The organism is Ruegeria sp. BA12 (assembly GCF_056539625.1).
This window is the reverse complement of the sequence record NZ_JBQFVF010000005.1, coordinates 151,272-174,789: the sequence shown is the minus strand read 5'-3', so window position 1 is coordinate 174,789 and position 23,518 is coordinate 151,272. Positions and strand designations below refer to the sequence as shown.

The window sequence follows — 23,518 nt, the reverse complement described above, 5'->3', positions numbered from 1 at the left end:
TGTTACCGCAAACATTGCATCAGGCTGCTTATTGCGCAATTCCCTTTCCGAAGCAACTGCCCTACACCTGCGGCAAACTAGATGACAGGCTTATGACGTATTCCCCGTTTTTTATCCACGGCGCTGATCGCCCCTCGCGCTGGCTGATCACATGTGACCACGCAACCAACACGGTGCCCCCCGAAATCAACGGCGGAGACCTCGGCCTGCCGCGCGAGGATATGGAGCGTCACATCGCCTATGACGTGGGCGCGTATGAGGTGTCAAAGCATTTGGGAGAGATCCTGAACGCGCCAGTTATTGCCGCCAATTTCTCACGTCTGGTGATTGATCCCAACCGGGGTGAGGATGACCCCACCCTGCTGATGAAGCTGTATGACGGTTCGATCATCCCCGGCAACCGCCACGCAGACGCGTCTGAGCGTGAACGGCGTCTGAACATGTGCTACCGCCCCTATCACGAGGCGCTGGAACGTATGGCGGGCCTGCCGCATGCGGTGATCGTGTCGATGCATTCCTTCACCCGCCAACTGCGTGGCCGCGACCCACGCCCATGGCAAATCGGGGTGCTGCACACTCCGGATGAACGGTTCTCGCGCCCGTTGATCGACCGTCTTGAGGCCGAAGCAGACCTGTGTGTTGGTGTCAACGAGCCCTATACTGGCGTGCTGTCCGGTGACGCAATTGATCGGCACTGCACAACGCATGGCCGACCTAACGCCTTGATCGAGCTGCGTAATGATCTGATCGCGGACAATGCCGGACAGCGTGAATGGGCAGAGCGTTTGGCCATAATCCTGCAGGACGCTTTGAGCGAAAGCGGTCTTTGACGTCAGGTCAAATAAGGTCGATTCCGGGTCTCACGTTATTGTGAGGGTATCCCGAGCCCCCATATATTAAGGGAAAGGAGACGACCATGACTCAGGAATTCCTGACGACCGTCTTCGGCTGGATGACGGTCCTTAACCTCGCCCTTCTGGTGTTCACTACTCTGATGATCGTTGTTTCACAGGACTGGGCTGCCAAGATACACGGCCGGATGTTCCAGATGGAGCCTGGCGATGCAAAAAGGGCCTATTTCCGGTATCTGGCCAACTACAAGATACTGACCATCGTATTCTGCCTGATGCCGTGGCTGGCCCTGAAGCTGGCTTAAAACCGAAATCGATCGCTGGGAAGGGCCTGCTGGCTCTTCCTGTTTATTGTAACGACGCCTTCGGATTGTTAGGTCAGGCAAACGACACGCATTGGGAGCCCGACAATGGACAAGCAAACCGAAATCGAACTTCAGGCCGCCGCATTCCGCCGGTTGCAAAAGCACCTGATGGAAGACCGCACGGACGTTCAGAACATCGACATGATGAATCTGGCCGGGTTCTGCCGCAACTGCCTGTCGCGCTGGTATCAGGAAGCGGCCAATGAAAAGGGCATCGAGATGGGCAAGGACGAAGCCCGTCAGATTTTCTACGGCATGACCATGGATGAGTGGAAGGCGAACTATCAGACCGACGCCAGCCCTGAAAAACAGGCCGCCTTCAAGGTCGCGTTTGAAGAAAATGTTGGGAAAAAAGACTAATCCCCTAAAACGAAAAAGGCCCGCCAATCCGGCGGGCCTTTGCTTTAGATCGCTGCCTTGCGGCTTTCGTCCAGATAAATCTCACGCAGCCGTTTGGCGATCGGACCCGGCGTGCCATCCCCCAGCGTTACACCGTCAATTTCAACTACCGGCATGACGAACGCACTTGCCGAGGTGGTAAAGGCTTCGTCCGCCTCTTTCGCTTCGTCGATGGTGAACAGACGTTCTTCGACTTCCATCTGCGCCTCAGCCGCCATGCGCAGCACGGCTTTACGCGTGATACCGTGCAGAATGTCGGTCGACAGCGGGCGGGTGACGATCTTGCCGTCTTTCACGTAGTAGGCGTTGTTGCTGGTGCCCTCGGTAACATAGCCGCCTTCGATCAACCATGCATCGTCGCAGCCCGCTTTCTTGGCCATCATCTTACCCATCGACGGGTACAGCAGCTGAACAGTCTTGATATCGCGGCGACCCCAGCGGATATCCTCGATCGAGATGATCTTTGCACCTTTTTTCGCCGCTGGGCTGTCGACCAGACCCGGCTTGTTCTGCGTGAACAGAACCAGACTGGGCTTGGTGTCCGCCGACGGGAACACGAAATCCCGGTCGCCATCCGATCCACGGCTGACCTGCAGGTACACAAGCCCTTCTTCGATGCCGTTCAGCTCAACCAGCTTGCGGTGAATCTCGAGCAGCTCATCCTTGGTGCAAGGTTCGGCCATCTCCAGCTCGTCCAGAGACCGCTTGAGGCGCACGGCATGGCCTTCAAAATCGATCAGCTTTCCATCCAGAACGCTGGTGACCTCGTAAACGGCGTCGGCGAACAGGAAACCACGGTCAAAAATGGAAACCTTGGCTTCGGTTTCAGGCAGGTATTCGCCATTCACGTAAACGGTGCGGGTCATGTCATATCCTTTTCGTCTCAGGGCTTCGCCCGTTCCTTACTGAAAATGATCCACCGGATCATTTTCCGGGCGTTCGTCACCCCCAGAGCGCCGCCAAAGGCGGATGCACTCCGGCATCATCAAAATTCAGCGGGTTGTCGCGGTCTTCGGCCAACAGAAGCGGGCCGTCAAGGTCTGTTACCATCGCACCCTGCGCCAGCAGTGTCGCGGGCGCCATAGCCAGCGAACTGCCGACCATGCATCCGACCATAACTTTGTAACCCTCGGCCAGCGCCTGTTCACGCAGGGCCAGCGCCTCGGTCAAACCGCCGGTCTTGTCGAGCTTGATGTTTACTACGTCATACTTGCCCTTCATCGCGGGCAGGCTACTGCGGTCATGGCACGATTCATCGGCACACACCGGCACCGGGCGATCCATCCCGATCAGGGCGTCATCTTCCCCGGCTGGCAGAGGCTGTTCGACCAGCGCAACTCCCAGCCGCACCAGATGCGGTGCCAGATCGGCATAGACTTCGGCCGACCAGCCCTCATTGGCGTCGACGATGATCTTGGCGTCAGGGGCACCTGCGCGTACGGCTTCCAGACGAGGCATGTCGTCTGGCGTACCCAGCTTAATCTTCAACAGCGGACGATACGCGTTCTCAGCCGCCTGTGCCTGCATCTTTTCCGGCGTGTCCAGCGACAAGGTGTAGGCGGTGATCTCTGGGCCGGGCGCGGGCAGACCGGCCAGTTCCCATGCACGTTTTCCGGCGCGCTTCGCCTCAAGATCCCACAGTGCACAGTCTACCGCATTGCGGGCGGCACCCGCGGGCAACAGATCCATCAACTGCGCTCGATCAAACGTCCGGGGCAAACTGGCAATTTCAGCCTCGACCGACTCCAGCGTTTCATTATACCGCGCGTAGGGCACACATTCGCCCCGCCCCTGATGCGCGCCATCCGATAAACGTACAGTCAGCACATTCGCTTCGGTCCTAGACCCGCGCGAGATCGTAAAGACCTGAGCCAACCGGAATACATCACGAGAGACGTCAATCTGCACGCGCCCACTCCTTTATTCATTCAAGATTTCCCCGCCAGAGAGTCCTCTGGCGGGGTCTATTGATCACAACGCGGCCAGCGCGTCGACCAGTTTGCCCGGACCAAAGCGGAACGGATCAGTGGCGGGCATACCCATATCGGCCTCGACCTTCGCCAGATAGGCGATGGCGTCCTCTTCGCTCATGTGCTGTGTGTTGACCGAGACACCCACGACCTGACAATCAGGGTTTGCAACCTTGGCAAGTGCCAGCGCGGTGTCGCGCAGGTTTTCAAGCGTCGGCAAAGTATAGGTCGGCAGACCGCGCATATGCTCACGGGTGGGTTCGTGGCTCAGGATCAGTGCGTCCGGCTGGCCGCCGTGGATTAGCGCCATGGTCACACCGGAGTAGGACACGTGGAACAGCGATCCCTGCCCTTCGATCAAGTCCCAGTGGTCGTCGTCATTGTCGGGTGTCAGCCATTCGACCGATCCGGCCATGAAGTCAGCGATCACGGCGTCCAGCGGCACACCGTCACCGGTGATCAGAATACCGGTCTGGCCGGTGGCACGGAAGGTGGATTTCATGCCACGCTTGCGCATTTCGGCATCCATTGCCATCGCCGTGTACATCTTGCCGACCGAGCAATCCGTGCCAACTGCCAGACACCGCTTGCCCTTGCGTTTGATGCCGTTTGCGATCGGATACTCGACCTCGGGAACGCGCACATCGTGCAGCTTGCGGCCCGTGGCCTCGGCAACGGCAACCAGATCGGGCTCGTCGCGCAGCAGGTTGTGCAGGCCAGACGCCAGATCAAAGCCTTCCTCCAGCGCCATCACCAGAACCTTTTTCCATTCCTGGCTGATCACACCGCCACGGTTGGCCACACCGATGACCAGAGTCTTAGCGCCCGCCTCTTTTGCTTCGGTCAGGGTCATGTCCGTCAGGCCCAGATCGGCCTTGCAGCCGTCCATCCGATATTGGCCCACAGCGTTTTCCGGGCGCCAGTCTTTGATGCCGACTGCGACTTTGGCCGCCAATTGGTCGGGCGCATCGCCCAAAAACAGCAGGTACGGTGTCTCGATCATTGCGGTTCACTCCTTTGATTCCGGCGCAGCCTATGGGACGCGCCTGACGAGTGCTTTGCGTTTTCGCCTGACATAGTTGCCATTGGTGGGAAATTTTCGCGCGAGTTCTTCATATACTGAAATATTCTTTCAAGTTTTCACAGTGATTAAACTTTAATCACCAGTTTGATCGCTTTCCGTGGCAAATGCTGCGAACGCAATGCCGCACTTGCATAAAGACGCTTGCGCATAAGCACGCAATTTAATACCTCAATGAGCAGAAAAATTGTAATTTCATTTCTCGCACGAGGTCCAGATGAGCTTTCGCCTTCAACCCGCCGCCCCCGCCCGCCCCAACCGTTGCCAGCTGTTCGGGCCTGGATCGAACACCAAGCTGTTTCCGAAAATGGCCGCGTCAGCGGCAGACGTGATCAACCTTGATCTTGAGGACTCGGTGGCGCCGTCGGACAAGGACGCGGCCCGCGCCAATGTGATCGAGGCGCTGAACACCGTGGATTGGGGCAACAAGTACATGTCCGTGCGCATCAACGGACTGGACACATCCTATTGGTATCGCGACGTTGTGGATCTGCTGGAACAGGCTGGCGACCGTCTGGACCAGATCATGATCCCCAAGGTCGGCTGCGCCGAAGATGTCTATGCCGTGGACGCGCTGGTTACCGCCATCGAACGCGCCAAGGGCCGCACCAAGCCGGTATCCTTCGAAGTGATCATCGAATCTGCCGCAGGCATTGCCCATGTCGAGGAAATCGCGGCCTCGTCACCACGAATGCAGGCGATGAGCCTGGGTGCGGCGGATTTCGCGGCCTCCATGGGCATGCAGACCACTGGCATAGGCGGAACGCAGGAAAACTATTACATGCTGCGCGAAGGCGAAAAGCACTGGTCCGATCCTTGGCATTGGGCACAAGCGGCCATCGTCGCCGCTTGTCGAACCCATGGCGTGCTGCCGGTGGACGGGCCGTTTGGTGACTTCTCGGATGATGAGGGATACATCGCACAGGCCAAACGCTCAGCCACGCTGGGTATGGTCGGCAAATGGGCGATCCATCCCAAGCAGATCGCACTGGCTAATCAGGTCTTTACCCCCTCGGACGAGGCTGTTTCGGAAGCGCGCGAAATCCTGGCGGCAATGGAACAGGCCAAGGCCAATGGCGAAGGCGCGACTGTCTACAAAGGGCGTCTGGTCGATATCGCCTCGATCAAACAGGCCGAAGTGATTGTGGCGCAGGCGGAACTGATCGCCGCTGGCTAATGGCCAAAAAAAGGCGCCCTGCGGGGCGCCTTCTTGTTACCGCCCGAAGATGTCGTTGGGCACCCAGGTGAGCTTTTCGCCTTGTTTGCCCGACTTCATCATCAGGCAAGAGGATCCCAATTTTTGGAAATAGATGATCTTCAACGGATACCAGCCCGCCTGGGGCACTTCAACTTCGGTACGTTGATTGGCTTCACAGCCTTGAATACCGGTTACGCGGCCAATCTGTTGACCACCAACCGAAGCCTCAATCCCGTCATTTGACCACGTTTCCAACTCGTAAATCCCCGGCGAGTCGAACCGCATATACCCAGTAACTTCGGCAGCAACGTTGTAAGCGCCGTCGAATGTCATGACGTCCTCACCCTTGCTGGTGTCCCTGTAATCCAACCCCCGCAACGGTGTTCCGGGTTGCGCTTGTGACAGCAGGCTTTTCGCCTGGCTCAGATCTCGGATCTTCTTGTGTTGATTGCCTGTACCATAGTATTTCACATTCAACCCGGCCTGCGGGCTGGGTTGTGGGCTTGCAGGTTGCAGCTTAAGCGGCGCTGACGCTACCGCTCCGGCAATCAATGCCATAGCTGCGGCAAGCGCACCGGCTTTGATAAGTTTCATGATCGTCTCCCTGTGACGGCATAAGAGGGGTTTGCCCCCATTTTGGTTTTCCCATTGCTGTGACACTAGGATGTGAGGATTTTCCCCGCAAGACAGTTAAAATTCACAATTTCCCTGTCAGGCGCGCAAATCCTTGGGTGAATCCATCACCACGTAGGAGGTGATCGACGTCACATGCGGCAGGGTTCCCAGCACCTCTGTGTGAAAGGTTTTGTACTCGGCAAGATCAGCGCATTCCACACGCAGCAAGTATTCGATGGTGCCGGTGATATTGTGGCATTCAATCACTTCGGGCGCATGCTGCACGGCCCGTTCAAAACCTTCCTGCGCGGCTTTGGTATGCTCTCCCAATCCAACGCCGATGTAACCCACGAACCCTACGCCCAGTTCTTTCGGGCTTAATACCGCGCGGTAGCCGGTGATCACGCCAGCGCGCTCAAGTTCTTGCACGCGACGCAAGCAGGCCGAGGGCGACAGGCCAACGCGGTCCGCCAGTTCCAGGTTGCTGATACGGCCGTCACCTGTCAGCGCGCGCAATATTTGTTGATTTATGTGATCAATCTTCGCCATTAATTGTGTAATTACCCCAAACACGCACAAAAACGCAATTTCATTTACTGTTTTGTCAGTGATTATCCCCGCCATGACCTATGATATCCTTCTGGCCCTGATCGCCTTTGCTTTTGTCTCGTCCATCACGCCTGGGCCGAACAACCTGATGCTGATGGCCTCGGGGGCTAATTTCGGGTTTCGCCGAACCATCCCGCATATGTTGGGGATCGGGTTGGGGTTTACTGTCATGGTCCTGCTGGTCGGTGCCGGTTTGGTGCAGGTATTTGACCGATACCCGGTCAGCTACACGGTGCTGAAACTCGCCTCGGTCGTCTATCTTCTGTATCTGGCGTGGAAGATCGCGCATGCGGCTCCTTCAAAAGGCAATGATGCCGAGGGTGACCCAATGACCTTTCTGCAAGCCGCCGCTTTTCAATGGGTCAACCCAAAGGCCTGGGCCATGGCCCTGACGGCCACCACGGCCTACACGCCAGATCACACGCTGCAAGCCATCGTCATCGTTGCTCTGATATTCGGAGCGGTGAACCTGCCGTCGGTCAGCACCTGGACGGTGCTGGGGCAGCAGATGGCGCGGATTCTGACGAACCCGCGCCGGTTGGTGGTGTTCAACTGGACCATGGCGGTGCTGCTGGTCGCCTCGCTCTACCCGGTCCTGTGGCCAAACTGACCTATTTCAGCGGTAGGCAAATTTCTGTCAGCAGCTCTTCGGGTGCGGTGTTGCGCGGATCGTTCAGGTAGATCTCGTAGCACGGCTGGTCCGCGGGTTCTTCGCCTGACTCAGGCAGCCAGTTTCCGAACAGCGTGTGATACGCCGCGTGCAAACCGGAGTATGGGCCCTTGTAGGTCAGAATAGCTGTTTTGCCGCCTGGAATCTGCACGTCTTCCATACCCTCTGGTGTGTCACCACCTTTGAATTCGGCGCCTGCATAGCTGCGCAGTTGGTCTTGTGACACATCATCGGGGCTGTCCAGATAGACTCCGATGACTGGACCAAGTTGAGACCACAGGTTGCGGGATTCACACAAGGCACCAAATGCCTCAAACTTATTGCCGATCTCTGCGTAATCCCCTTTGTGAGCCAAGGCTATAACTCGGCGAGCGGGTTCAGTACGGGTTGTAACGGGATGCATTGGATATTCTCCGATTCTCAATTTGCGATTAAGCACCAGCCAACGCCCGGATTTTCTAAAGGCCGCCGGGCTGGCGCTGTAGGCCTGCGAAAAGGCCCGCACAAAGGAATTCAGATTGGGATAACCCACCGCCGACGCGATCTCTGCCACGGACCGGTCGGTTTGCACCAGCCAACACGCGGCACGGTGCAACCGGATCCGGCGGACAGCTTGCGCGCAGGTTTCGCCGGTAATCGCGCGAAACACACGATGCCAGTGAAACCGGGACATCGCAGCCACATCAGACAAGGCATCCAACGACAGATCCCCGGCGGGGTGATCGTGGATGTAAGTCAAGACGCGCAGAATGCGATCTTCGTAGCTGTTTGCCATCGGCAACCTTCCTTCTCTTTGCTTATCCGTGGTCGCATATTCCGCATCCACAAATCTTGCTGAGTTGCATCCCGCGCAACCTCAGGTCATATAGCAAAGAACTTCCGCGTTGAGAGGCGTCATGACCCAGTATCTGGATTTCGAAAAACCGCTGGCCGAGATTGAAGGCAAGGCCGAGGAATTGCGTGCGCTGGCCCGTGCCAACGAAGAGATGGACGTGGCCGAAGAAGCCGCTGCGCTGGACGCCAAGGCCGCAAAGCTTCTGGAAGAGCTTTATGGCGATCTGACCCCCTGGCGAAAATGCCAGGTGGCGCGCCATCCGGACCGCCCGCATTGCAAGGACTATGTCGAGGCGCTGTTTACCGAATTCACGCCGCTGGCGGGCGATCGCAACTTTGCCGACGATCTGGCAGTTATCGGTGGTCTGGCCCGATTCAACGATCAGCCGGTGATGGTGATTGGTCATGAAAAGGGTTCGGACACCAAATCGCGGATCGAACGGAATTTCGGCATGGCCCGCCCCGAAGGGTATCGCAAGGCCGTGCGCCTGATGGAAATGGCCGGTCGCTTTGGCCTGCCCGTTATCACTCTGATCGACACGGCAGGCGCCTATCCCGGCAAGGGGGCCGAGGAACGCGGTCAGTCCGAGGCCATTGCCCGGTCGACCGAGATGTGCCTGAAGATCGGCGTGCCGCTGGTGTCGGTGATCATCGGCGAAGGCGGGTCCGGCGGGGCTGTGGCCTTTGCCACCGCGAACCGCGTCGCGATGCTGGAACATTCGGTCTATTCGGTGATCTCGCCGGAAGGCTGCGCTTCGATCCTGTGGAAAGATGCCGAAAAGATGCGCGAGGCCGCCGAGGCGCTCCGCCTGACCGCGCAGGACCTGCACAAACTGGGCGTCTGCGATCTTATCATTCAGGAACCCAAAGGCGGTGCCCATCGCGACCGTCCTGCCACCGTCGAATCCGTTCGGGATGCTATCACCCTTATGCTGAAAGAACTGGACGGCAAAGACGCGGCGGCCCTGATTCAGGACCGCCGTCAGAAATTCCTTGATATCGGCTCGAAAGGGCTGGCGGCGTAACCCGTCAGCCGCCCAGGCTGCGCAACAACGCAACAGAAGGTTCTCCGGTGACTGGCATGCCGCTGGCGCGCTGATAGGCGCTGATGGCGGATTTGGTGTTGTTGCCGATCACCCCGTCCGCGCCCTGCGTGTCATATCCGGCCGATGTCAGTCGGCGCTGGAGCTCCTTGCGATCTTCCAGCGTCAAACCCGTTGCGTCTGGCCCGAATGAGGCCTGAAACGGCGCACCGCCTGCAATCCGGTCAGACAAATGTCCGACGCCAATCGCGTAGCTGTCCGAATTGTTATAGCGCTTGATGACCTGAAAATTGCGGAATACCGCGATACGTGGCCCCGGCTTTTGCGGCTGCAGAACTGCAACGGGCGAACCAGACACCGTCCCGGCCTCACCACCCCAGGGCTGTCCACGCACCCAACCCGCGCGTGCCAGATAGGCTGCGGTCGAGGCCAGCGAATCCGTCGGGTCCTCGGACCAGATATCGCGCCGCCCATCGCCGGTGAAATCCACCGCATAGGCCAGATAGGATGTGGGAATGAACTGCGTGTGCCCCATTGCCCCGGCCCAGCTGCCGGTCATGTTGGCCGGGCTTGTGTCGCCCTCTTGAATGATCTTCAAAGCCGCGATCAGTTGCTTCTCAAAAAACGCGCCGCGCCGCCCGTCATAGGCCAGCGTTGACACAGCAGACACCACAGGCACATCCCCGCGCCGCGCGCCATAGCGGCTTTCCAAGCCCCAGACGGCAACGATCACTTCTTTATCGACGCCGTATTTGGCCTCAATCTGCGACAAGGTTCCGGCGTGGCGCACCAGCATCTGTTTGCCAGTCGCGATCCGCTCATCTGAGGCCGCAATGGCCAGGTAATCCTCGAGTGAACGTTTGAATTCGACCTGATTGCGGTCCCGCTCGATCACATCGGGCAGGTACCCCGCCCCCTGAAAAGCCAGGTTTAGGGTTGTCTGCGATATCCCCTGCGACGCCGCGCGGCCCTTGAAACCGGCAACCCATGCATCCCACCCGGCGTTGGGCACAGGCCGCATCCGTGACGCCGGGGTGCTGGTGGGGGTGCCTGTGGAACAGGCAGATAACAGGGCTGACCCGAGCCCCAAAGAAAATATCCGTCGATTGATCATAACTGAAAACTGCTCTTGTTGTGATTTGGTCCAGACTAGCCCAGACCCAATCCCCAAACCAGAACGACGACGTCAATCAGATGCAAAATTCGGGCTTCGGCAACAAGCCGCTCAGCTGACCAGCAACCTCAGTCCCTGAGTCACGTCCGAGCGGACGGCCAAACGCAATCCGGGCTCGTCACCGGCCTGCAAAGCGGCGATGATCAGTTTGTGGTTATGCGGCGGGTCGGTCCGCCGCAGTCGGCCGTACAGCGCACGCATGGTGGGACCAAGTTGCAGCCAGACTGTTTCTGCAATCGCGAGCATCGCCGGGGCCTGCGCCCGCAGATACAGAGTGCGGTGAAATTCTAGGTTTGAGCGAATATAGCCAACGGCATCACGTTTGGTGACCATCTCGGCCACGTTCATGTTGATGCTTTGCAGCCGGTCAATCAGCGCCATATGTGCACGCGGCAGGGCGCGGCTGGCAAGTTCGACCTCAAGCAGCGCACGAAGCGCAGCCAACTCTTCGATCCGGTCATTGGTCAGCTCAGGCGTCGAAACCCGGCCCGATGTGGATAGAAACAGCGCTCCCTCGGCTGCCAAGCGGCGCACGGCCTCGCGCGCGGGGGTCATCGAGACGCCAAATTCCTTACCGATCCCGCGTAGGGTCAGCGCCTGCCCCGGTGCCATTTCACCGTGCATAATGCGTGCGCGAAGAACACGATAGACCCGATCATGGGTGGCGGTATGGGATTCAGTGGGGCGTGCGGACAACATACCCCCATGTGATCACAAATGAACCCGGGGTCAACTCGCCTTGGTATCAAATCTGTATTGATGCAGTTGCGCCCCGTTGTCGCGCAGCCAACGCCGCTGATCGCAGTAATCGCCGAAAATCCGCTCGACCTGCGCCCAAAAATCGGCCGAATGGTTCATCTCTACCAGATGCGCCACCTCATGCGCGGCGACATAATGCAGGATCTCAGGCGGCGCTAGGATCAACCGCCAGGAAAACATCAGACCGCCAGCGGAACTGCACGACCCCCAACGCGACCGCGTATCGCGCATGGTCAGGCTGGAATAGGACCGTCCCAGCATCGCCGCGTAATCATCGCAGGCGCCGGTCAGGCGATCACGCGCCAATTCCTTGAGAAATCGCGCCAGACGCCGTGCCTCGGCACCCTCGGGTACTGCAACCTCATCGCCCTGTAACAGAACGCGCCGCCCGCTGGCAGGCACGATTCGCCGCTCTGTGCCTTCGATCGGGATGGTTTGCCCGAACTGAACCACCGCAGGGTCAGGACGGTCCAGCAGGTGCTGACGTATCCACTCTTCTTTGGTGCGCGCAAAACTCAAGGCTTCGGCTTCTGGCACGCCTTGTGGATAGGTCAGCGTAACCCGGCCATCCAATTGGGAAATCCGCAAACTGATCCGCCGCGCTCGCGCCGATTTGCGCAACGTCAGTGGCACCGGTGGCGTCCCGGGCAGTGCGTGATCTTCCATATACCTGTTTCTCCTGCGCAAAGGCTTTGACAGTGCCCGCTGCATGTGGCACGTGACCTGAATCGTTGATACGACTCACCTGATATCAAGGGGATTTCACATGCCCAAGGAAGAATGGGGCGTAAAGCGCGTTTGCCCGACAACCGGTAAGCGGTTTTATGACCTGAACAAGGACCCGATCGTCAGCCCCTATACCGGCGAGATCGTGGAGCTTGAGACCGGCAAAAGCCGGATGATCGCCGCAGATGCGGAAGATGCCGCCTCGGCCAAAGCGCGTGAGAACGCGTCGGATGAAGATATCGTTCTGGATGATGACGACAATGTCGACGTCGAACTGGACGACGATCTTCTGGACGATGATGACGACGACAACGATAACGTCTCGTTGGACGATATCACCGACATGTCGTCGGAAGACGAAAACTAAAACCGGTCAGAGGCGGCCCCGCGTCGCCTCATGCCCACCCCGGACGCGGGTCGGAAACTTTTTGGCAAATTCCATTTTTGGTCTTGCGCTCGCCGTTGCCGTCTCATAAACGTCCGTCCACTGCTTCGGCAGTACCTTGATGGGGCCTTAGCTCAGTTGGGAGAGCGCTTGCATGGCATGCAAGAGGTCAGGGGTTCGACTCCCCTAGGCTCCACCAAAACCTAACAAATGATCCGCAACGCATAGTTCTTCCTTTTTGGCAGCAGGATTTTCCTTTGGGGCCGAAGCGGAACTCAGAGCCCGAAGCCGCAATCGATCAAGCCGCGCGCATATGCAAGCGCGGCACGCCGCCAACCGCGCAAACCGGACATTCCCACGCGCTTCTCAGATGGCAGGGCAGCGGACTTTGCCGCCATTGGCCCGCTTTCACCGGAGAACCGCAGACAGCGCAAACCGGACATTTAATAGGAAGGTCCCAAAATCCTTGCTGCGCAAAAAATGCACACGGTCTAAAGCGATGGCCTGCTCTGGGTGCGCCCAACCCAATTCGCGATTACGGCCGCTTCTAGCGCGTGGTCGAACTGAGCTGCCCCATTTAAGTGGTCCAAATTGAAAGTTAGTGCTTGGTTGGCCTTTGGTCTATCAGGACGAAGACATCCGGGGCTGGATTTGCACACGACGAAGTTTTTGACAAATAAATGAATCGCAATAACATAATGTGAGTTGTTGGTTCTCTGCCGTTTTCCACTGACAACCTTCGATGAAAATGAGGCGGCCATACTTTTTGCAGGGAAAGCAAGTCTTGTTCGTGGGTTAGGTCGATCAAAAAGGTGGAGTGTTGGTCTGGACTTTCAAACGCCGCAAAAGGTTCCTGAAAACGATCTCCAAGATTACCTAAAAGTTGTCGACGCATCATTGTGATTTTCAGGGTGATGAAACGGTGCCCCTAAAGTCTGAGCTACCCATAAGAATAGGAAGCTATTCGGAATAGCCCAAGGCGCGTTGTGTCCTGCACGGTATATAGACCGTAAAAGGGGCGCAATTTCTTAACTTTGATGCTTTTCCCGAGAAGGAGACTAACATGATTAAACCTCACCAAGTTGCCACGCCTTTGGCTGCTTTCTTTTGTACTTTTGCGATCTCCGCGACGGCTCAGGATTTCGATCCGACATCGCTATCGACCTACGGGAGCAAACCCAACATCATTCTGATTGTTTCTGACGATACTGGTTATTGGGACCTTGGTGCCTATCATGGTGGCGCAGCGCGTGGCATGGACACCCCCAACCTTGATCAAATGGCCAAGCAGGGGATGATGTTCACGGACTTCTACGCTCAATCCTCTTGCACGCCGGGGCGTGCAGCAATGCAGACTGGGCGTTACCCGAACCGCTCGGGCATGACGACGGTCGCCTTTCAGGGTCAAGGTGGTGGACTGCCGGCGGCAGAATGGACGATTGCGTCTGTTTTGAAACAGGCTGACTACAACACTTACTTCATGGGTAAGTGGCATCTCGGTGAAGCGGATTACGCCATGCCAATTGCCCATGGCTATGACAAGATGGAGAATACATTCCTCTATCACCTGAACGCGTATACTTATGCTCTGGACGACTGGAATGTGCAGATGTCCGACGATCAGAGGGCATTTTATAAAGAGAACACCACTGGCGTATTTGAAGGTGTAGCCGGTGAACCTGCCAAAGAAGTGCTGACCATTGAAGACATGACAACCGCAGATCTAGCTGCGTTGGACAAGGTTGGTGCAGAAAAGGCAGTGGCGGAACTGGAGCGTCTTGCTGGTCTGGACAAACCGTTTTTCATGTCGATCAACTGGGCTGCAAACCACCAGCCTAACCTGCCGTCGCCTGATTTCGTGGGTAAGTCAGCGGTAAAGAACAAGTACGGCGACAAGGTGGTCGAGCTTGATTTCCACACTGGTCAAATCCTCGACAAGGTGGAAGATCTTGGAATTGGGGAAAGTACCCTGATCATTTACACTGTTGATAATGGCGCGTGGCAGGATGTTCATCCTGATGCCGGCATGACACCGTTTCGCGGAACTAAGGGAACCGACCGGGAAGGAGCGTACCGCGTACCGTTCTTCGCCAAATGGACAGGTAAAATTGCGCCGGATTCGAAGTCGAGCGACATTACCGGTGGTACTGACTTGATGGCCACCTTTGCGAGCCTTGCAGGATTGCCGTTGCCGACCGAAGACCGGGAAGGTCAACCGACGATCTTTGACAGCATCGATATGGCTCCAGTCCTGTTTGGAGAGGCTGATCCGCAGCGCAACTCCTGGGCATATTTTACAGAAAATGAACTTTCGCCGGGCGCAGTGCGCGTTAACGAATGGAAAGCTGTCTTCAACATGCGTGGCGACAATGGTGCACGGGCCGGTTCTGAAGCCCCGGCAGCCGAATTGGGTTGGCGCGGTGCTGAAAAGTACGTTGCCACCGTTCCGCAGGTGTTCAACCTGTGGGAAGATCCCATGGAGCGCTATGACATCTTCATGACAACCGGGCGTGAGAACACTTGGACAGTTCCGACGCTGATGGGCGAACTTGAACGTGTGGTAAAAACCTACATTGAGTATCCACCGCGTCCAGTTCAGAGCGAGTCATATTCTGGTCCGATTACTCTAACCGAGTATCACCGGTTCAAGACTGTGCGAGACCAGCTGGAAAAAGACGGGTTCTCGCTAAGCCTTCCAACCGGGAATTGATGCAAATGGTTGAGGCGTCGTTATGCGGCGCCTCGACACTTCGATGACACAGTCGAGTGGGGCAAGGAGTAGCAAGGTGCAGACCAATCTGAAGGCTTCAGGTACAAATGTAACTTCGACCCGGAATTTCCTTGCCAGGTTCTTCTTTAGCCTTTTCGTCTTTCTGGGAGTATCTACGGCAACAGGCAATCCTGTGGTTGCACAGGAGAGCGACGCGGCCTCAGCAGCAGCTCAGGCGAATAATCCGCTGGCAAATTTCAAAGCGGTCAACGTTCAGAACTATTATATTGGCGATATTTCCGGAACGGACCAAACTGGCAATCAGTTTTGGCTCAGGTATGCGCAACCTTTGAGCTTGGGGAACACAAATTGGGTTCTAAGGGCCTCTTTGCCTTTAAATTCATTCCCGGCACAAAGTGGGAAAACGACGGGCGTTGGTGACCTCAACGTTTTTGCCGCTTACCTTATAGATATTGGAAATCCGGCTGTTAGCTTTGGTGTCGGTCCTCAATTAACCGCGCCAACAGGTTCGACGGATGGGTCTGGATCTAAAAAATGGTCAGCCGGTATCGCGAACGTTTTGTTCAATGCGTCGTCACCGATATTCCAATACGGTTACCTTCTGACTTGGCAAGCCAGCTTTGCCGGAGACAGTGATGCAAAGGATGTAAATATCGGAGCTTTTCAACCTTTTCTGTTCTACCAACTCGGTGGAGGGACATACCTAAGGTCAGCGCCAATAATGACCTACGATTTTGAATTGGACAGCTATAATGTGCCAATCGGCTTGGGTATCGGGCAAGTGTTCAAAAAGAAGGACATCACCTACAACGTTTTTGTCGAACCGCAGTACTCAGTTGCGAGCAAAGGGCCAGGGCAGGCAAAATGGCAGATCTTTGCTGGCTTCAATACTCAATTTTGACGCTGAACTTTGATTGCAAACAACCGTGTAGGTGCGTGAAATGCAATCGCATTGAGACTGATGTTTCAAGTGTCGACTGAACGACAAGAAGTATGACAATAGCGGTTTTCCTTATTTTAGCTCCAGCCTGTCTCTTGGTTCTTTTGGCAGCACCTTTCACGAAAACGGCGCTTTGGCGGGCCACCGTCACACCATTAACAGTATTAGGAGCGCTATGGCGATTGAGGCGGCCCTCCCAAATTCTCTTGCCTACAACGATGCTGAAACTAGAAAACCGCTCCCCATGATCGACGCCAACTCGGCTAAGTCGAGTGCTTTGCAGCGATGGTGTCAAAAATACAAAGCCTGGCTGAGGCGGTTTGACGAACTTTGCATAGCCCGCTTTCTGCGCAATGCGGCCGTTTTTGAGCGACGCAGCATTCGCCACCAAGGGCTCGTTGCCGCCTTTCGCTACTTTTTGCATCAATGACCCGTCGCAGCCCAAACCGGACCTTCATTACGAGCTCTACATCCACCGAGATGCGGAGCAAACCACCGTTCGCTTTCATCAGCGCAATGCCTGCATCCGGTAAGCGGTATTCTCTCAGGAAAAGCTCAACTATTTGGGAAATAGCAAGGTAGCTACAAGTCTTACGCCCCAACCGTCAGGTCCACTATCTGGGCCTTCGGCCCAGTAGCGTACTCCCCCGCCTACGCTGATAAGTTGATCCCCGAGTTGGGTACTTTGGTGACAACACCGTTGATTGGCACAGACCATTGATCGGTTTCCCAGCTGTAGGTGGACTCAGTGTTTAAAGTGAACGTCCACGCGTTCGAATTTGTGTAGGAAATAAATGGCTGTAAGAACGTCTGGTTGATGTCGGTATCACTATCAATGTCCCAGATGTGATTTGTCAGGCCACCATATGTCCACGGACCCTGCTGTTTGAGTGCCACGCCGGTAACTCCAGCACCCCACTCTCCGAGACCTAAGCTGTTATCTGTCGACGTTGGCAGCAGAAAAACGGGGCCAGCCCCCCAGATCCAACCGCCCGCACTTGGTTTTTTGGGCGAAAGGAATAAGCTTTGAACAGTATCTCCTAGCCCAGTCTCGGATCCAGAACCCGGTAGGCCACCATCTATGGAGGCAATTGGAAGAATTGTTCGGGATATGAGGTTCTAATCATCCGTAAGATCAAAGGGAACAACCGGTTGTACGTTTAAAATCCAACGCGAACCATTTCTGTCGGCACCCAAATTCTGATCATAGTTCAGCTGGAATGGTACACTAATGAGAGCGGCCACGGGGTTAGCAAGTTGCTTTGCTGGTTCTTCTTCCTGGGACTCTGCCCACGCAGTACCAGAAAGGGCACCAATCCCAGCAAATATGGAGCAGCGTAGCAACCTGAGGTTCATAGGCGGTCTCCTCTTAGCAGGCCGTTTTTTCATGGGTAGCTTGCACTTGAGATCGCCAGGTTGGCAATGACGTCAATGGCCCACTCACAGTCCGCCGCCGCCGAACTGGATGAAATTATCCAGCACGGTTGACTTATAGCCAAAATACTTGATCGAACATGGCTTTCAGACTGTCTCCATAAGCGTATCCGAAAGCACATCCTCGGAGAGGGCCCCCGGTGCGCCTATTGCGACAAGCCTTGTTTCGGGTTTGCAGTCACCCCAAGCGCCATCACGTGCGATGTCCATACGTTTTCCAACGACCTGAACGAGAATGCGATGATCTGGATCCTCCTCGCTAAAAACAAAGCCCTTGAGGCGATACACATCGCCCGGAAGCTTTCGAATTGCGCTCCGGAGAGAAGATAAGCTTATCGGGCGTTCAGCCTTCATCATGGTTGTTGAGAAGCTGTCTGAGTGATCAGAGGCTTGGCAACCACAATCCGGTCCATGTTCGTGATGATCGGGTATTTCTGTTTGTAGCTGTTCGGCGGCAAAGCGACCGACTGAAAGAAGTATATCCAGTGGGACGTCCGCATTGACAGCTTCGACCAAACGATAGCGACGGAAGCGAGACCCGAGCCAATCGTGCACCCTTTGAACAGCGGCCCTGTCGACAAGATCGACTTTGTTCAAAATAACCATATCTGAGAACGCGATTTGACGGAGCTTCAGTTCCATTTGTTCCGGCGCAGCAAAAAGCTGTTCCGCATCGACCAGACACATAAGGCTGTCCAAGCGGATCATGTCCCGAAACTTCTGATCGGTAAATGTCATCGCAATTGATGACGGATCCGACACTCCACTTGCTTCAAGGACGATGTATTCCGGTTTCTCGGGCCGGGCGAGAACGGCTTCCACCGTTTCGATCAAGTCATCTCGTATCGAGCAGCAAACGCACCCATTCGCGAGGCTCATGACGTCGTCTTCGAGGCCGACCACCAAGTCTGCATCGACGTTTATGGATCCAAAGTCATTTACAAGAACCGCAACCCGCAACCCGTGATTGCCTGTTAGGATCCGGTTCAAAAGTGTAGTCTTACCGGCTCCTAGAAAGCCGGTAAGGATCGTTACGGGGATCGCAGAAGTCGAACCAAACTCAATCATTGTTCGATCTCCTCTCAGTCTTCATCACGCGAGCCGATTACATCCGAAACTTTGATGGTAAAGTCCTGCGGCCAGTCCCCGCCAGGTGCTCGGAAAACGTCAGTTGGGTAGTATTCGCGTGGATCGATCTCCATATCACGGTACTTCTGGTCTTGCTGATCTGCTCGGGTGAGCCTCGGATTCGGTAATGTGATTTCATCCGGAAGCTCAATACGCCCGGCCTCGGCTGCCGCAGCCAGTTCACGAAATGGTGGCACAGTACCGGACTTTCCGGGCAGTGCAGCTTTCCTGTACCAGATTGCATCCTTGGTCACGTTCACAACGGCTACATCGAGACCCCATTGGAACAGACCGTCGTAGTGGGCGCGAATACCAGCCAGCATTTCAGCGTCGATGTCTTCGTCCTGGGTATAGTGTGTCACCATTCCCAAACGCGGCCTTGTGTCCGCAAAGAGCTTACCCACGGCATAGTGGGAGGTGTGATGCGTATCGATAGTGTAATTGAAGAGATCCTGTGGGATACCGTATTTGTAGGTCATCAACTGACCAATATCCTGTCCCGACATTTCGGTTACAAAGACATCAACACCTTCGCCGTATTTCCGTGAAAGCTCATCCGGGCGTCCATCGCCGGTCCATACAAAGCTCAGACCGTTCCAATCGAGCCGATAACCAACTGCGCCGTCCTTGGCATGACTGCGCGGCCAGGACCGAACAGTCACACCGTCTTGGTCATAAACGATGCCACCTTCTTGGCGGAAATCGAACTCGTTGACCTCGATCTCATAGCCGTCACCAATTGGGAACACGTCGAAAGCTTCAAGATGCCATTTGAGCATCTGTTGCATACCTTTAACCATTCCGGCTGTGCCAAGTTCGGGCGTCCGACCAGAGGGACCATGGATGCGCAATGGTGTATACCCTCCAGACCAGGCCCGGAACGGATAGATATAAGGAATGTCGGCGTAGTGGTCGACATGCAAATGAGAGATGAAGATATCGTTGATCAGTTGCCCCGGCACTTGCATGGCAATGATGTTGCGGACACAACCGGATCCAAAGTCAAAGAAGAACCGTTTTCCATTCCCCAACTCCACCATGATGCAAGTACCCGCCTGATCTTCACGCGGCGGATATGGTGTTGAGCCACAGAATGAGATGCGCATCTCATCTGGCCCCAACTCCTCACTAAGTGGAAAATAGTTCGCATTTGAACCAGTCATGTACTTCGTCGGACGGAAGTACTCCGGTAACGAGATGCCGCCTGCGGGCCGACCACCGTATGGGTTCTTGAGTGTTTCTCCCAAGGGGCCGTCTCCTTGGTGAGCCTCAGCACTCCCTGCCGCTAACCCAGCCGCCCCTGTCGCAGCCGCTCCAGTGGCCAAGCCCTTAAGAACACTCCGTCGCGACGGGTCTTCAATTTGATCTGACGCCTGAACCTGTTTGTCGTCTTGGTCTTTTCTATTGTCTTCCTTGGTCATGGATTGGTCCTCAGTTAGAAGTGGCTCACATATTGCGCTTCAACATGCGGCGAAGCTCATTGATGAGTTCAGATTTGATGTGGGCCCATTCGGCGCGTTCTGAGGCCGTGATCGATGCGTCTTTCGAAAACGCAGATGCTTTCTTCAGGTCTTCGATGACCTCGCCGAGTAGCGCATCCGTTTCCATGCGCCTCGACAGCACATCGGAAAGTTCTGGAATTTCTTCAATCAGGTCCACCGTCATTGGAAAAATCCCGACGCCCACTATCCATTCTCAAATCAAGATGAGTGCGGTTGACCGCAAAGGCCAAGTGAGTCACCGTGAGCTGGGGGTGAGTTGACATTGAACAAATCCAACGATTTGCTAGTAAATCAACATGTTGAACAGCCTTCTCCGGAACTCATCCGGGAAGCTCTGAGTCGAATCGTATCAAGCGACGGGTTTCAAGCTTCACCACGACTCACGCAATTTCTCACCTACATAGTCGAGGAATCTCTATCTGGTCGAAGCACTCAGATTAGAGGCAAAGCTATCGCTGTTGAGGTCTATGGGCGGCGCATAGATGGTACTGGTGGTCAAAACCTGGTTCGCGTTGAGGCAAGGCGGCTGCGTCGTCTTTTGCATCAGTTCTACGAAGATCACTGGGACGGCAATGGAGTTCGCATTTTTGTTGACCCCGGCGGATACAAGCCGCGGTTTTCATTCGAACCTACAATCGAAGACCGCACATCAAGTGAACTGAAGAGCGACAATCCAGTTGGCCGTTGGCGTTCGCGACAACTGCTGCATGCTGGACTGGGTGTTCTTGCATTGGTCGCTGTGCTTGGCATCTGGATGAGCCAGGATAACAGGGAGGTTGTGCCAACAACTCGATCCATCGAACAAGCAGAACGTGTGGCGCTTGGTGAACAATCATTGACACGACTCCAGGCGGTCAACCTTGCGGATCAAGCCCGCGGCATGTTTTTCCCCGTTTTTGATGTCAAGCGTCAGCAAATAGCGCTGGGAATGTTCCAGCACGCTAGGGAACTCGACCCGGCTCTGTCCGACGGCTATGCCGGATCCGCGCAGGTCTTGGCGATCCTGGCAGTGTTGTCGCCGGATGAAGCACAAAGGGATGATCTCTTCAATCAAGCCTCGGAAATGTCTGGAAAAGCGCTTGAATTGTCCCCCTCTGATGCGTGGGCAAACGGCGCAAATGGTTGGGTGCTGGCTGTCAAAAACCAGTCAAATGAGGCATTGAAATACGCTAGAATGTCCGTCGAACTGGCGCCGAAGGATGGCCATATTCTCGACGTTGCAGGTATGACGGCCATCTTGGCTAACGCCCCGGAACTTGCTGCCGAGGTTAGCAACCCGGAGAGACCCAAATCAGGATCTGGTAGGTTTGGTGCGAGAAACATCTGGGGCGTTTCACAACTTATGCTCGGGAACTACGAAAGTGTTGTTGAAGCCTTTCAGGGAGCGCCAGCTGCCGGAGCGCCAGTCAGTGCGCCTTCGCTCTTATTCCAAGCCGTTGCGTATGATCAGTTGGGAAATTCAGAAGAAGCACGACGGCTCGTCGCTGAAATGCGCAGGACATGGCCTGAGTTTCCGTCCGAGTTTCTCGCCGGCAGGATTTTCCACAACGACGTCAATACGCGGAATATAATACTGGAGACGCTGAGCAGATACTGACGAAGCGTATCTCGCCTATTGCCTGGAAACGAGCGTCAAAATCTATTCATATAACTCCGCTTTGAAAGCACACGGCGTTGATAAAATCGGCGATAGAGCCGGACCACGCCGTCTGTGGATTGAGGGTGGGCTTTGCAGATTTGCAAAGTCTGCTTATGCGCTATAGCCGCCGCTCGTGAGGTGCAGTGCTGCTGACGCGGCGAACGGCAGCATGGTGGCCTTTTGCATGTCCGTCATCGAATGATTTGGAACACGAGCGTTTCATTGGCTTAGGAAGATCATGCTCGCTGTAGTTTCAATCTAGGCCGCGTTCTGATATGGAACTCAGTGAATTCGAACGCCTGTTAAAACTGGCGTAGGTGCAATGTGGCGGCGACATTTACAGGTAAGACAACTGAAGAAAGGCAGCAGTTAAGCCACGGGATGGATCAATTGTCCAAGAATGTTACCACGGTTTCCCTTAAAGCGTCCCAATCGGTGAACTCCCGAGCACCGTCCCTTGGATCGATCTTTTGATCCTTTAAGACAACATGCTGAACGATCTCTTCTTCAAAATACCCATAGTTGTCAGGCTGCACAGCGCCCGCAACCAAAGCCGTTAGGTCAGGTTCAAAATGCGTACGCATCAGCATTTCGGTAAGATAGTCCCAGGCGTCTTCCTGGCCTCTTGCAAAAGCCGCCTTTAGGCCTATCGAAAGCACTAGCGACTTCCGGGACGCAAGCGCGTCTCTATGCGTTTCAACAAACGCTTCGAATAGCTTGGGGTGCCGGCGTTCATGGACAGGAGCCGCAAGAATGACCCTGTCCACACCTGTCAGGGACACGTGTCGTATCTGGTCTCCGGTGTTGATCAGTATTGTATCGTAGCCGGCTTTTCTTGTTACATCGTTGATAAAGCGAGCAATCTTGGCAGTCTGACCTTCAACGGTGCCGTAGGCAATCAGCACTGTCATTTCGATCCTCCCGTAAATCGATCCGAAAAGCGCGCCAACTATGCCGAAACCGTTCGCTTCAGCCCTTGATCTCAATCAAAAGTGACTGTCTTGCCAAGTTTTTTGGACGCGGGTGCGGCGTCGTTTTGTCGGCTCATGCGGTTCTGGAAAGCGCGACAGCTATCGCCAGCCAAAATCCAGTGCGTATGGTCATTGCACCGACGGTTCGCCATTCAAACGGCGTTCCAAACAGTGCCACTAATATCAGAACAGCGAACACAAATAATGTTGATAAGCCTATCACCCAGGCAATTCGAGTTGCCCAGGTTTTTGATTTAAAGAGCGCGATTGCACCAAGCAAATAGACAAATCCAGCCAGAAAATTGAACCAAAGCACGAGTGGAACTGCATCTCCAACTGCTGCTTTAGCGGCGGCACCCCCAAACAGGGCCGTTCCGCCGGAGAATATTGTCAGGAGACCGAAGAATGCCGCGGCTATTGCAGCTGGGCGAGTCCAAGGCGGAGAGGGCTGCATAGTCGTTATCCTCAGGAATTAGATTGAATGTCGTGTCGTA

At 55.4% G+C, this 23,518-nt stretch carries 25 protein-coding genes and 1 tRNA gene; 11 read left to right on the top strand and 15 right to left on the bottom strand.

From position 1 onward, the window contains the following. Positions 1-92: 92 nt before the first annotated feature. From ACR0B0_RS12000 to ACR0B0_RS11990, 3 genes are all read left to right on the top strand, one after another. Positions 93-830 (top strand): N-formylglutamate amidohydrolase, encoded by a 738-nt coding sequence (locus tag ACR0B0_RS12000; RefSeq protein ID WP_170350293.1) that lies wholly within the window; start codon positions 93-95, stop codon positions 828-830. Between the two features lie 86 nt (positions 831-916). Further along, positions 917-1,156 (top strand): DUF6868 family protein, encoded by a 240-nt coding sequence (locus tag ACR0B0_RS11995; RefSeq protein ID WP_170359919.1) that lies wholly within the window; start codon positions 917-919, stop codon positions 1,154-1,156. Positions 1,157-1,261: 105 nt separating this feature from the next. Next, positions 1,262-1,576 (top strand): DUF1244 domain-containing protein, encoded by a 315-nt coding sequence (locus tag ACR0B0_RS11990; protein WP_170377405.1) that lies wholly within the window; start codon positions 1,262-1,264, stop codon positions 1,574-1,576. A 44-nt stretch (positions 1,577-1,620) separates the two neighbouring features. Here the strand turns inward: ACR0B0_RS11990 and ACR0B0_RS11985 are convergent, their stop codons facing one another. From ACR0B0_RS11985 to dgcN, 3 genes are all read right to left on the bottom strand, one after another. Then, positions 1,621-2,481, bottom strand: coding sequence for a D-amino-acid transaminase (locus tag ACR0B0_RS11985; protein ID WP_480647952.1), 861 nt, complete (start codon positions 2,479-2,481; stop codon positions 1,621-1,623). Positions 2,482-2,557: 76 nt separating this feature from the next. Next, positions 2,558-3,523, bottom strand: coding sequence for an N-acetyl-D-Glu racemase DgcA (dgcA, locus tag ACR0B0_RS11980; protein ID WP_425081521.1), 966 nt, complete (start codon positions 3,521-3,523; stop codon positions 2,558-2,560). 63 nt (positions 3,524-3,586) lie between these two features. Continuing rightward, on the bottom strand, positions 3,587-4,588 hold the full coding sequence (dgcN, locus tag ACR0B0_RS11975) for an N-acetyltransferase DgcN (RefSeq protein WP_425081522.1): 1,002 nt from the start codon (positions 4,586-4,588) through the stop codon (positions 3,587-3,589). Between the two features lie 295 nt (positions 4,589-4,883). On the opposite strand from dgcN, the gene ACR0B0_RS11970 reads away from it, so the two are divergent. Continuing rightward, a complete protein-coding gene (locus tag ACR0B0_RS11970) occupies positions 4,884-5,843 on the top strand; it encodes an L-malyl-CoA/beta-methylmalyl-CoA lyase (RefSeq protein WP_480647949.1) in 960 nt (319 codons plus the stop codon). Positions 5,844-5,879: 36 nt separating this feature from the next. Here ACR0B0_RS11970 and ACR0B0_RS11965 read toward each other — a convergent pair whose 3' ends face one another. Continuing rightward, entirely contained in the window at positions 5,880-6,458 is a 579-nt protein-coding gene (locus tag ACR0B0_RS11965; RefSeq protein WP_170350286.1) for a PA14 domain-containing protein, read from the bottom strand. Between the two features lie 117 nt (positions 6,459-6,575). Further along, positions 6,576-7,028, bottom strand: coding sequence for an Lrp/AsnC family transcriptional regulator (locus tag ACR0B0_RS11960; protein ID WP_170350285.1), 453 nt, complete (start codon positions 7,026-7,028; stop codon positions 6,576-6,578). Between the two features lie 73 nt (positions 7,029-7,101). On the opposite strand from ACR0B0_RS11960, the gene ACR0B0_RS11955 reads away from it, so the two are divergent. Beyond that, complete coding sequence (locus tag ACR0B0_RS11955; protein WP_480647947.1) at positions 7,102-7,698, top strand: LysE family translocator; 597 nt, start codon at positions 7,102-7,104, stop codon at positions 7,696-7,698. Position 7,699: 1 nt separating this feature from the next. Here the strand turns inward: ACR0B0_RS11955 and ACR0B0_RS11950 are convergent, their stop codons facing one another. Then, positions 7,700-8,533, bottom strand: coding sequence for an AraC family transcriptional regulator (locus ACR0B0_RS11950; protein ID WP_170350283.1), 834 nt, complete (start codon positions 8,531-8,533; stop codon positions 7,700-7,702). A gap of 121 nt (positions 8,534-8,654) precedes the next feature. Between ACR0B0_RS11950 and ACR0B0_RS11945 the strand changes: the two genes are divergently transcribed. Next, complete coding sequence (locus ACR0B0_RS11945) at positions 8,655-9,617, top strand: acetyl-CoA carboxylase carboxyltransferase subunit alpha (RefSeq protein ID WP_170350282.1); 963 nt, start codon at positions 8,655-8,657, stop codon at positions 9,615-9,617. 4 nt (positions 9,618-9,621) lie between these two features. Here the strand turns inward: ACR0B0_RS11945 and ACR0B0_RS11940 are convergent, their stop codons facing one another. The 3 genes from ACR0B0_RS11940 to ACR0B0_RS11930 all read right to left on the bottom strand — a co-directional run bounded on the left by ACR0B0_RS11940 (position 9,622) and on the right by ACR0B0_RS11930 (position 12,234). Further along, the gene (locus ACR0B0_RS11940) at positions 9,622-10,749 is read right to left on the bottom strand and encodes a lytic murein transglycosylase (RefSeq protein ID WP_170398516.1); all 1,128 of its coding nucleotides are present in this window, start codon (positions 10,747-10,749) and stop codon (positions 9,622-9,624) included. A gap of 111 nt (positions 10,750-10,860) precedes the next feature. Next, complete coding sequence (locus ACR0B0_RS11935; RefSeq protein WP_170350280.1) at positions 10,861-11,508, bottom strand: GntR family transcriptional regulator; 648 nt, start codon at positions 11,506-11,508, stop codon at positions 10,861-10,863. 30 nt (positions 11,509-11,538) lie between these two features. Then, positions 11,539-12,234: a M48 family metallopeptidase gene (locus ACR0B0_RS11930; RefSeq protein WP_480647945.1), complete on the bottom strand. Its 696-nt coding sequence runs from the start codon at positions 12,232-12,234 to the stop codon at positions 11,539-11,541. Positions 12,235-12,334: 100 nt separating this feature from the next. Between ACR0B0_RS11930 and ACR0B0_RS11925 the strand changes: the two genes are divergently transcribed. The 4 genes from ACR0B0_RS11925 (at position 12,335) to ACR0B0_RS11910 (ending at position 16,311) form a co-directional block, all read left to right on the top strand. Beyond that, the gene (locus ACR0B0_RS11925) at positions 12,335-12,661 is read left to right on the top strand and encodes a TIGR02300 family protein (RefSeq protein ID WP_170350278.1); all 327 of its coding nucleotides are present in this window, start codon (positions 12,335-12,337) and stop codon (positions 12,659-12,661) included. Between the two features lie 141 nt (positions 12,662-12,802). After that, positions 12,803-12,878, top strand: a tRNA-Ala gene (locus ACR0B0_RS11920). Between the two features lie 864 nt (positions 12,879-13,742). Next, the gene (locus tag ACR0B0_RS11915; RefSeq protein ID WP_480647943.1) at positions 13,743-15,389 is read left to right on the top strand and encodes an arylsulfatase; all 1,647 of its coding nucleotides are present in this window, start codon (positions 13,743-13,745) and stop codon (positions 15,387-15,389) included. A 76-nt stretch (positions 15,390-15,465) separates the two neighbouring features. Continuing rightward, on the top strand, positions 15,466-16,311 hold the full coding sequence (locus tag ACR0B0_RS11910) for a hypothetical protein (protein WP_480647941.1): 846 nt from the start codon (positions 15,466-15,468) through the stop codon (positions 16,309-16,311). Here the strand turns inward: ACR0B0_RS11910 and ACR0B0_RS11905 are convergent. The 4 genes from ACR0B0_RS11905 to ACR0B0_RS11890 all read right to left on the bottom strand — a co-directional run bounded on the left by ACR0B0_RS11905 (position 16,295) and on the right by ACR0B0_RS11890 (position 20,577). Next, the gene (locus tag ACR0B0_RS11905; protein ID WP_170350276.1) at positions 16,295-16,774 is read right to left on the bottom strand and encodes a hypothetical protein; all 480 of its coding nucleotides are present in this window, start codon (positions 16,772-16,774) and stop codon (positions 16,295-16,297) included. The two genes, ACR0B0_RS11910 and ACR0B0_RS11905, sit on opposite strands and share 17 nt — an antisense overlap. A 1,097-nt stretch (positions 16,775-17,871) precedes the next feature. Continuing rightward, a complete protein-coding gene (locus tag ACR0B0_RS11900; protein ID WP_480647939.1) occupies positions 17,872-18,852 on the bottom strand; it encodes a CobW family GTP-binding protein in 981 nt (326 codons plus the stop codon). A 14-nt stretch (positions 18,853-18,866) separates the two neighbouring features. Continuing rightward, a complete protein-coding gene (gntH, locus tag ACR0B0_RS11895) occupies positions 18,867-20,333 on the bottom strand; it encodes a guanitoxin biosynthesis MBL fold metallo-hydrolase GntH (RefSeq protein ID WP_217353331.1) in 1,467 nt (488 codons plus the stop codon). Between the two features lie 25 nt (positions 20,334-20,358). Next, entirely contained in the window at positions 20,359-20,577 is a 219-nt protein-coding gene (locus ACR0B0_RS11890) for a hypothetical protein (RefSeq protein ID WP_170350274.1), read from the bottom strand. Positions 20,578-20,676: 99 nt separating this feature from the next. Between ACR0B0_RS11890 and ACR0B0_RS11885 the strand changes: the two genes are divergently transcribed. Further along, on the top strand, positions 20,677-22,011 hold the full coding sequence (locus ACR0B0_RS11885; protein WP_480647937.1) for a tetratricopeptide repeat protein: 1,335 nt from the start codon (positions 20,677-20,679) through the stop codon (positions 22,009-22,011). A 428-nt stretch (positions 22,012-22,439) separates the two neighbouring features. Here the strand turns inward: ACR0B0_RS11885 and ACR0B0_RS11880 are convergent, their stop codons facing one another. Beyond that, complete coding sequence (locus ACR0B0_RS11880) at positions 22,440-22,964, bottom strand: flavodoxin domain-containing protein (RefSeq protein WP_480647935.1); 525 nt, start codon at positions 22,962-22,964, stop codon at positions 22,440-22,442. A gap of 133 nt (positions 22,965-23,097) precedes the next feature. After that, positions 23,098-23,478: a hypothetical protein gene (locus ACR0B0_RS11875; protein WP_170377375.1), complete on the bottom strand. Its 381-nt coding sequence runs from the start codon at positions 23,476-23,478 to the stop codon at positions 23,098-23,100. Positions 23,479-23,518 lie beyond the last annotated feature (40 nt).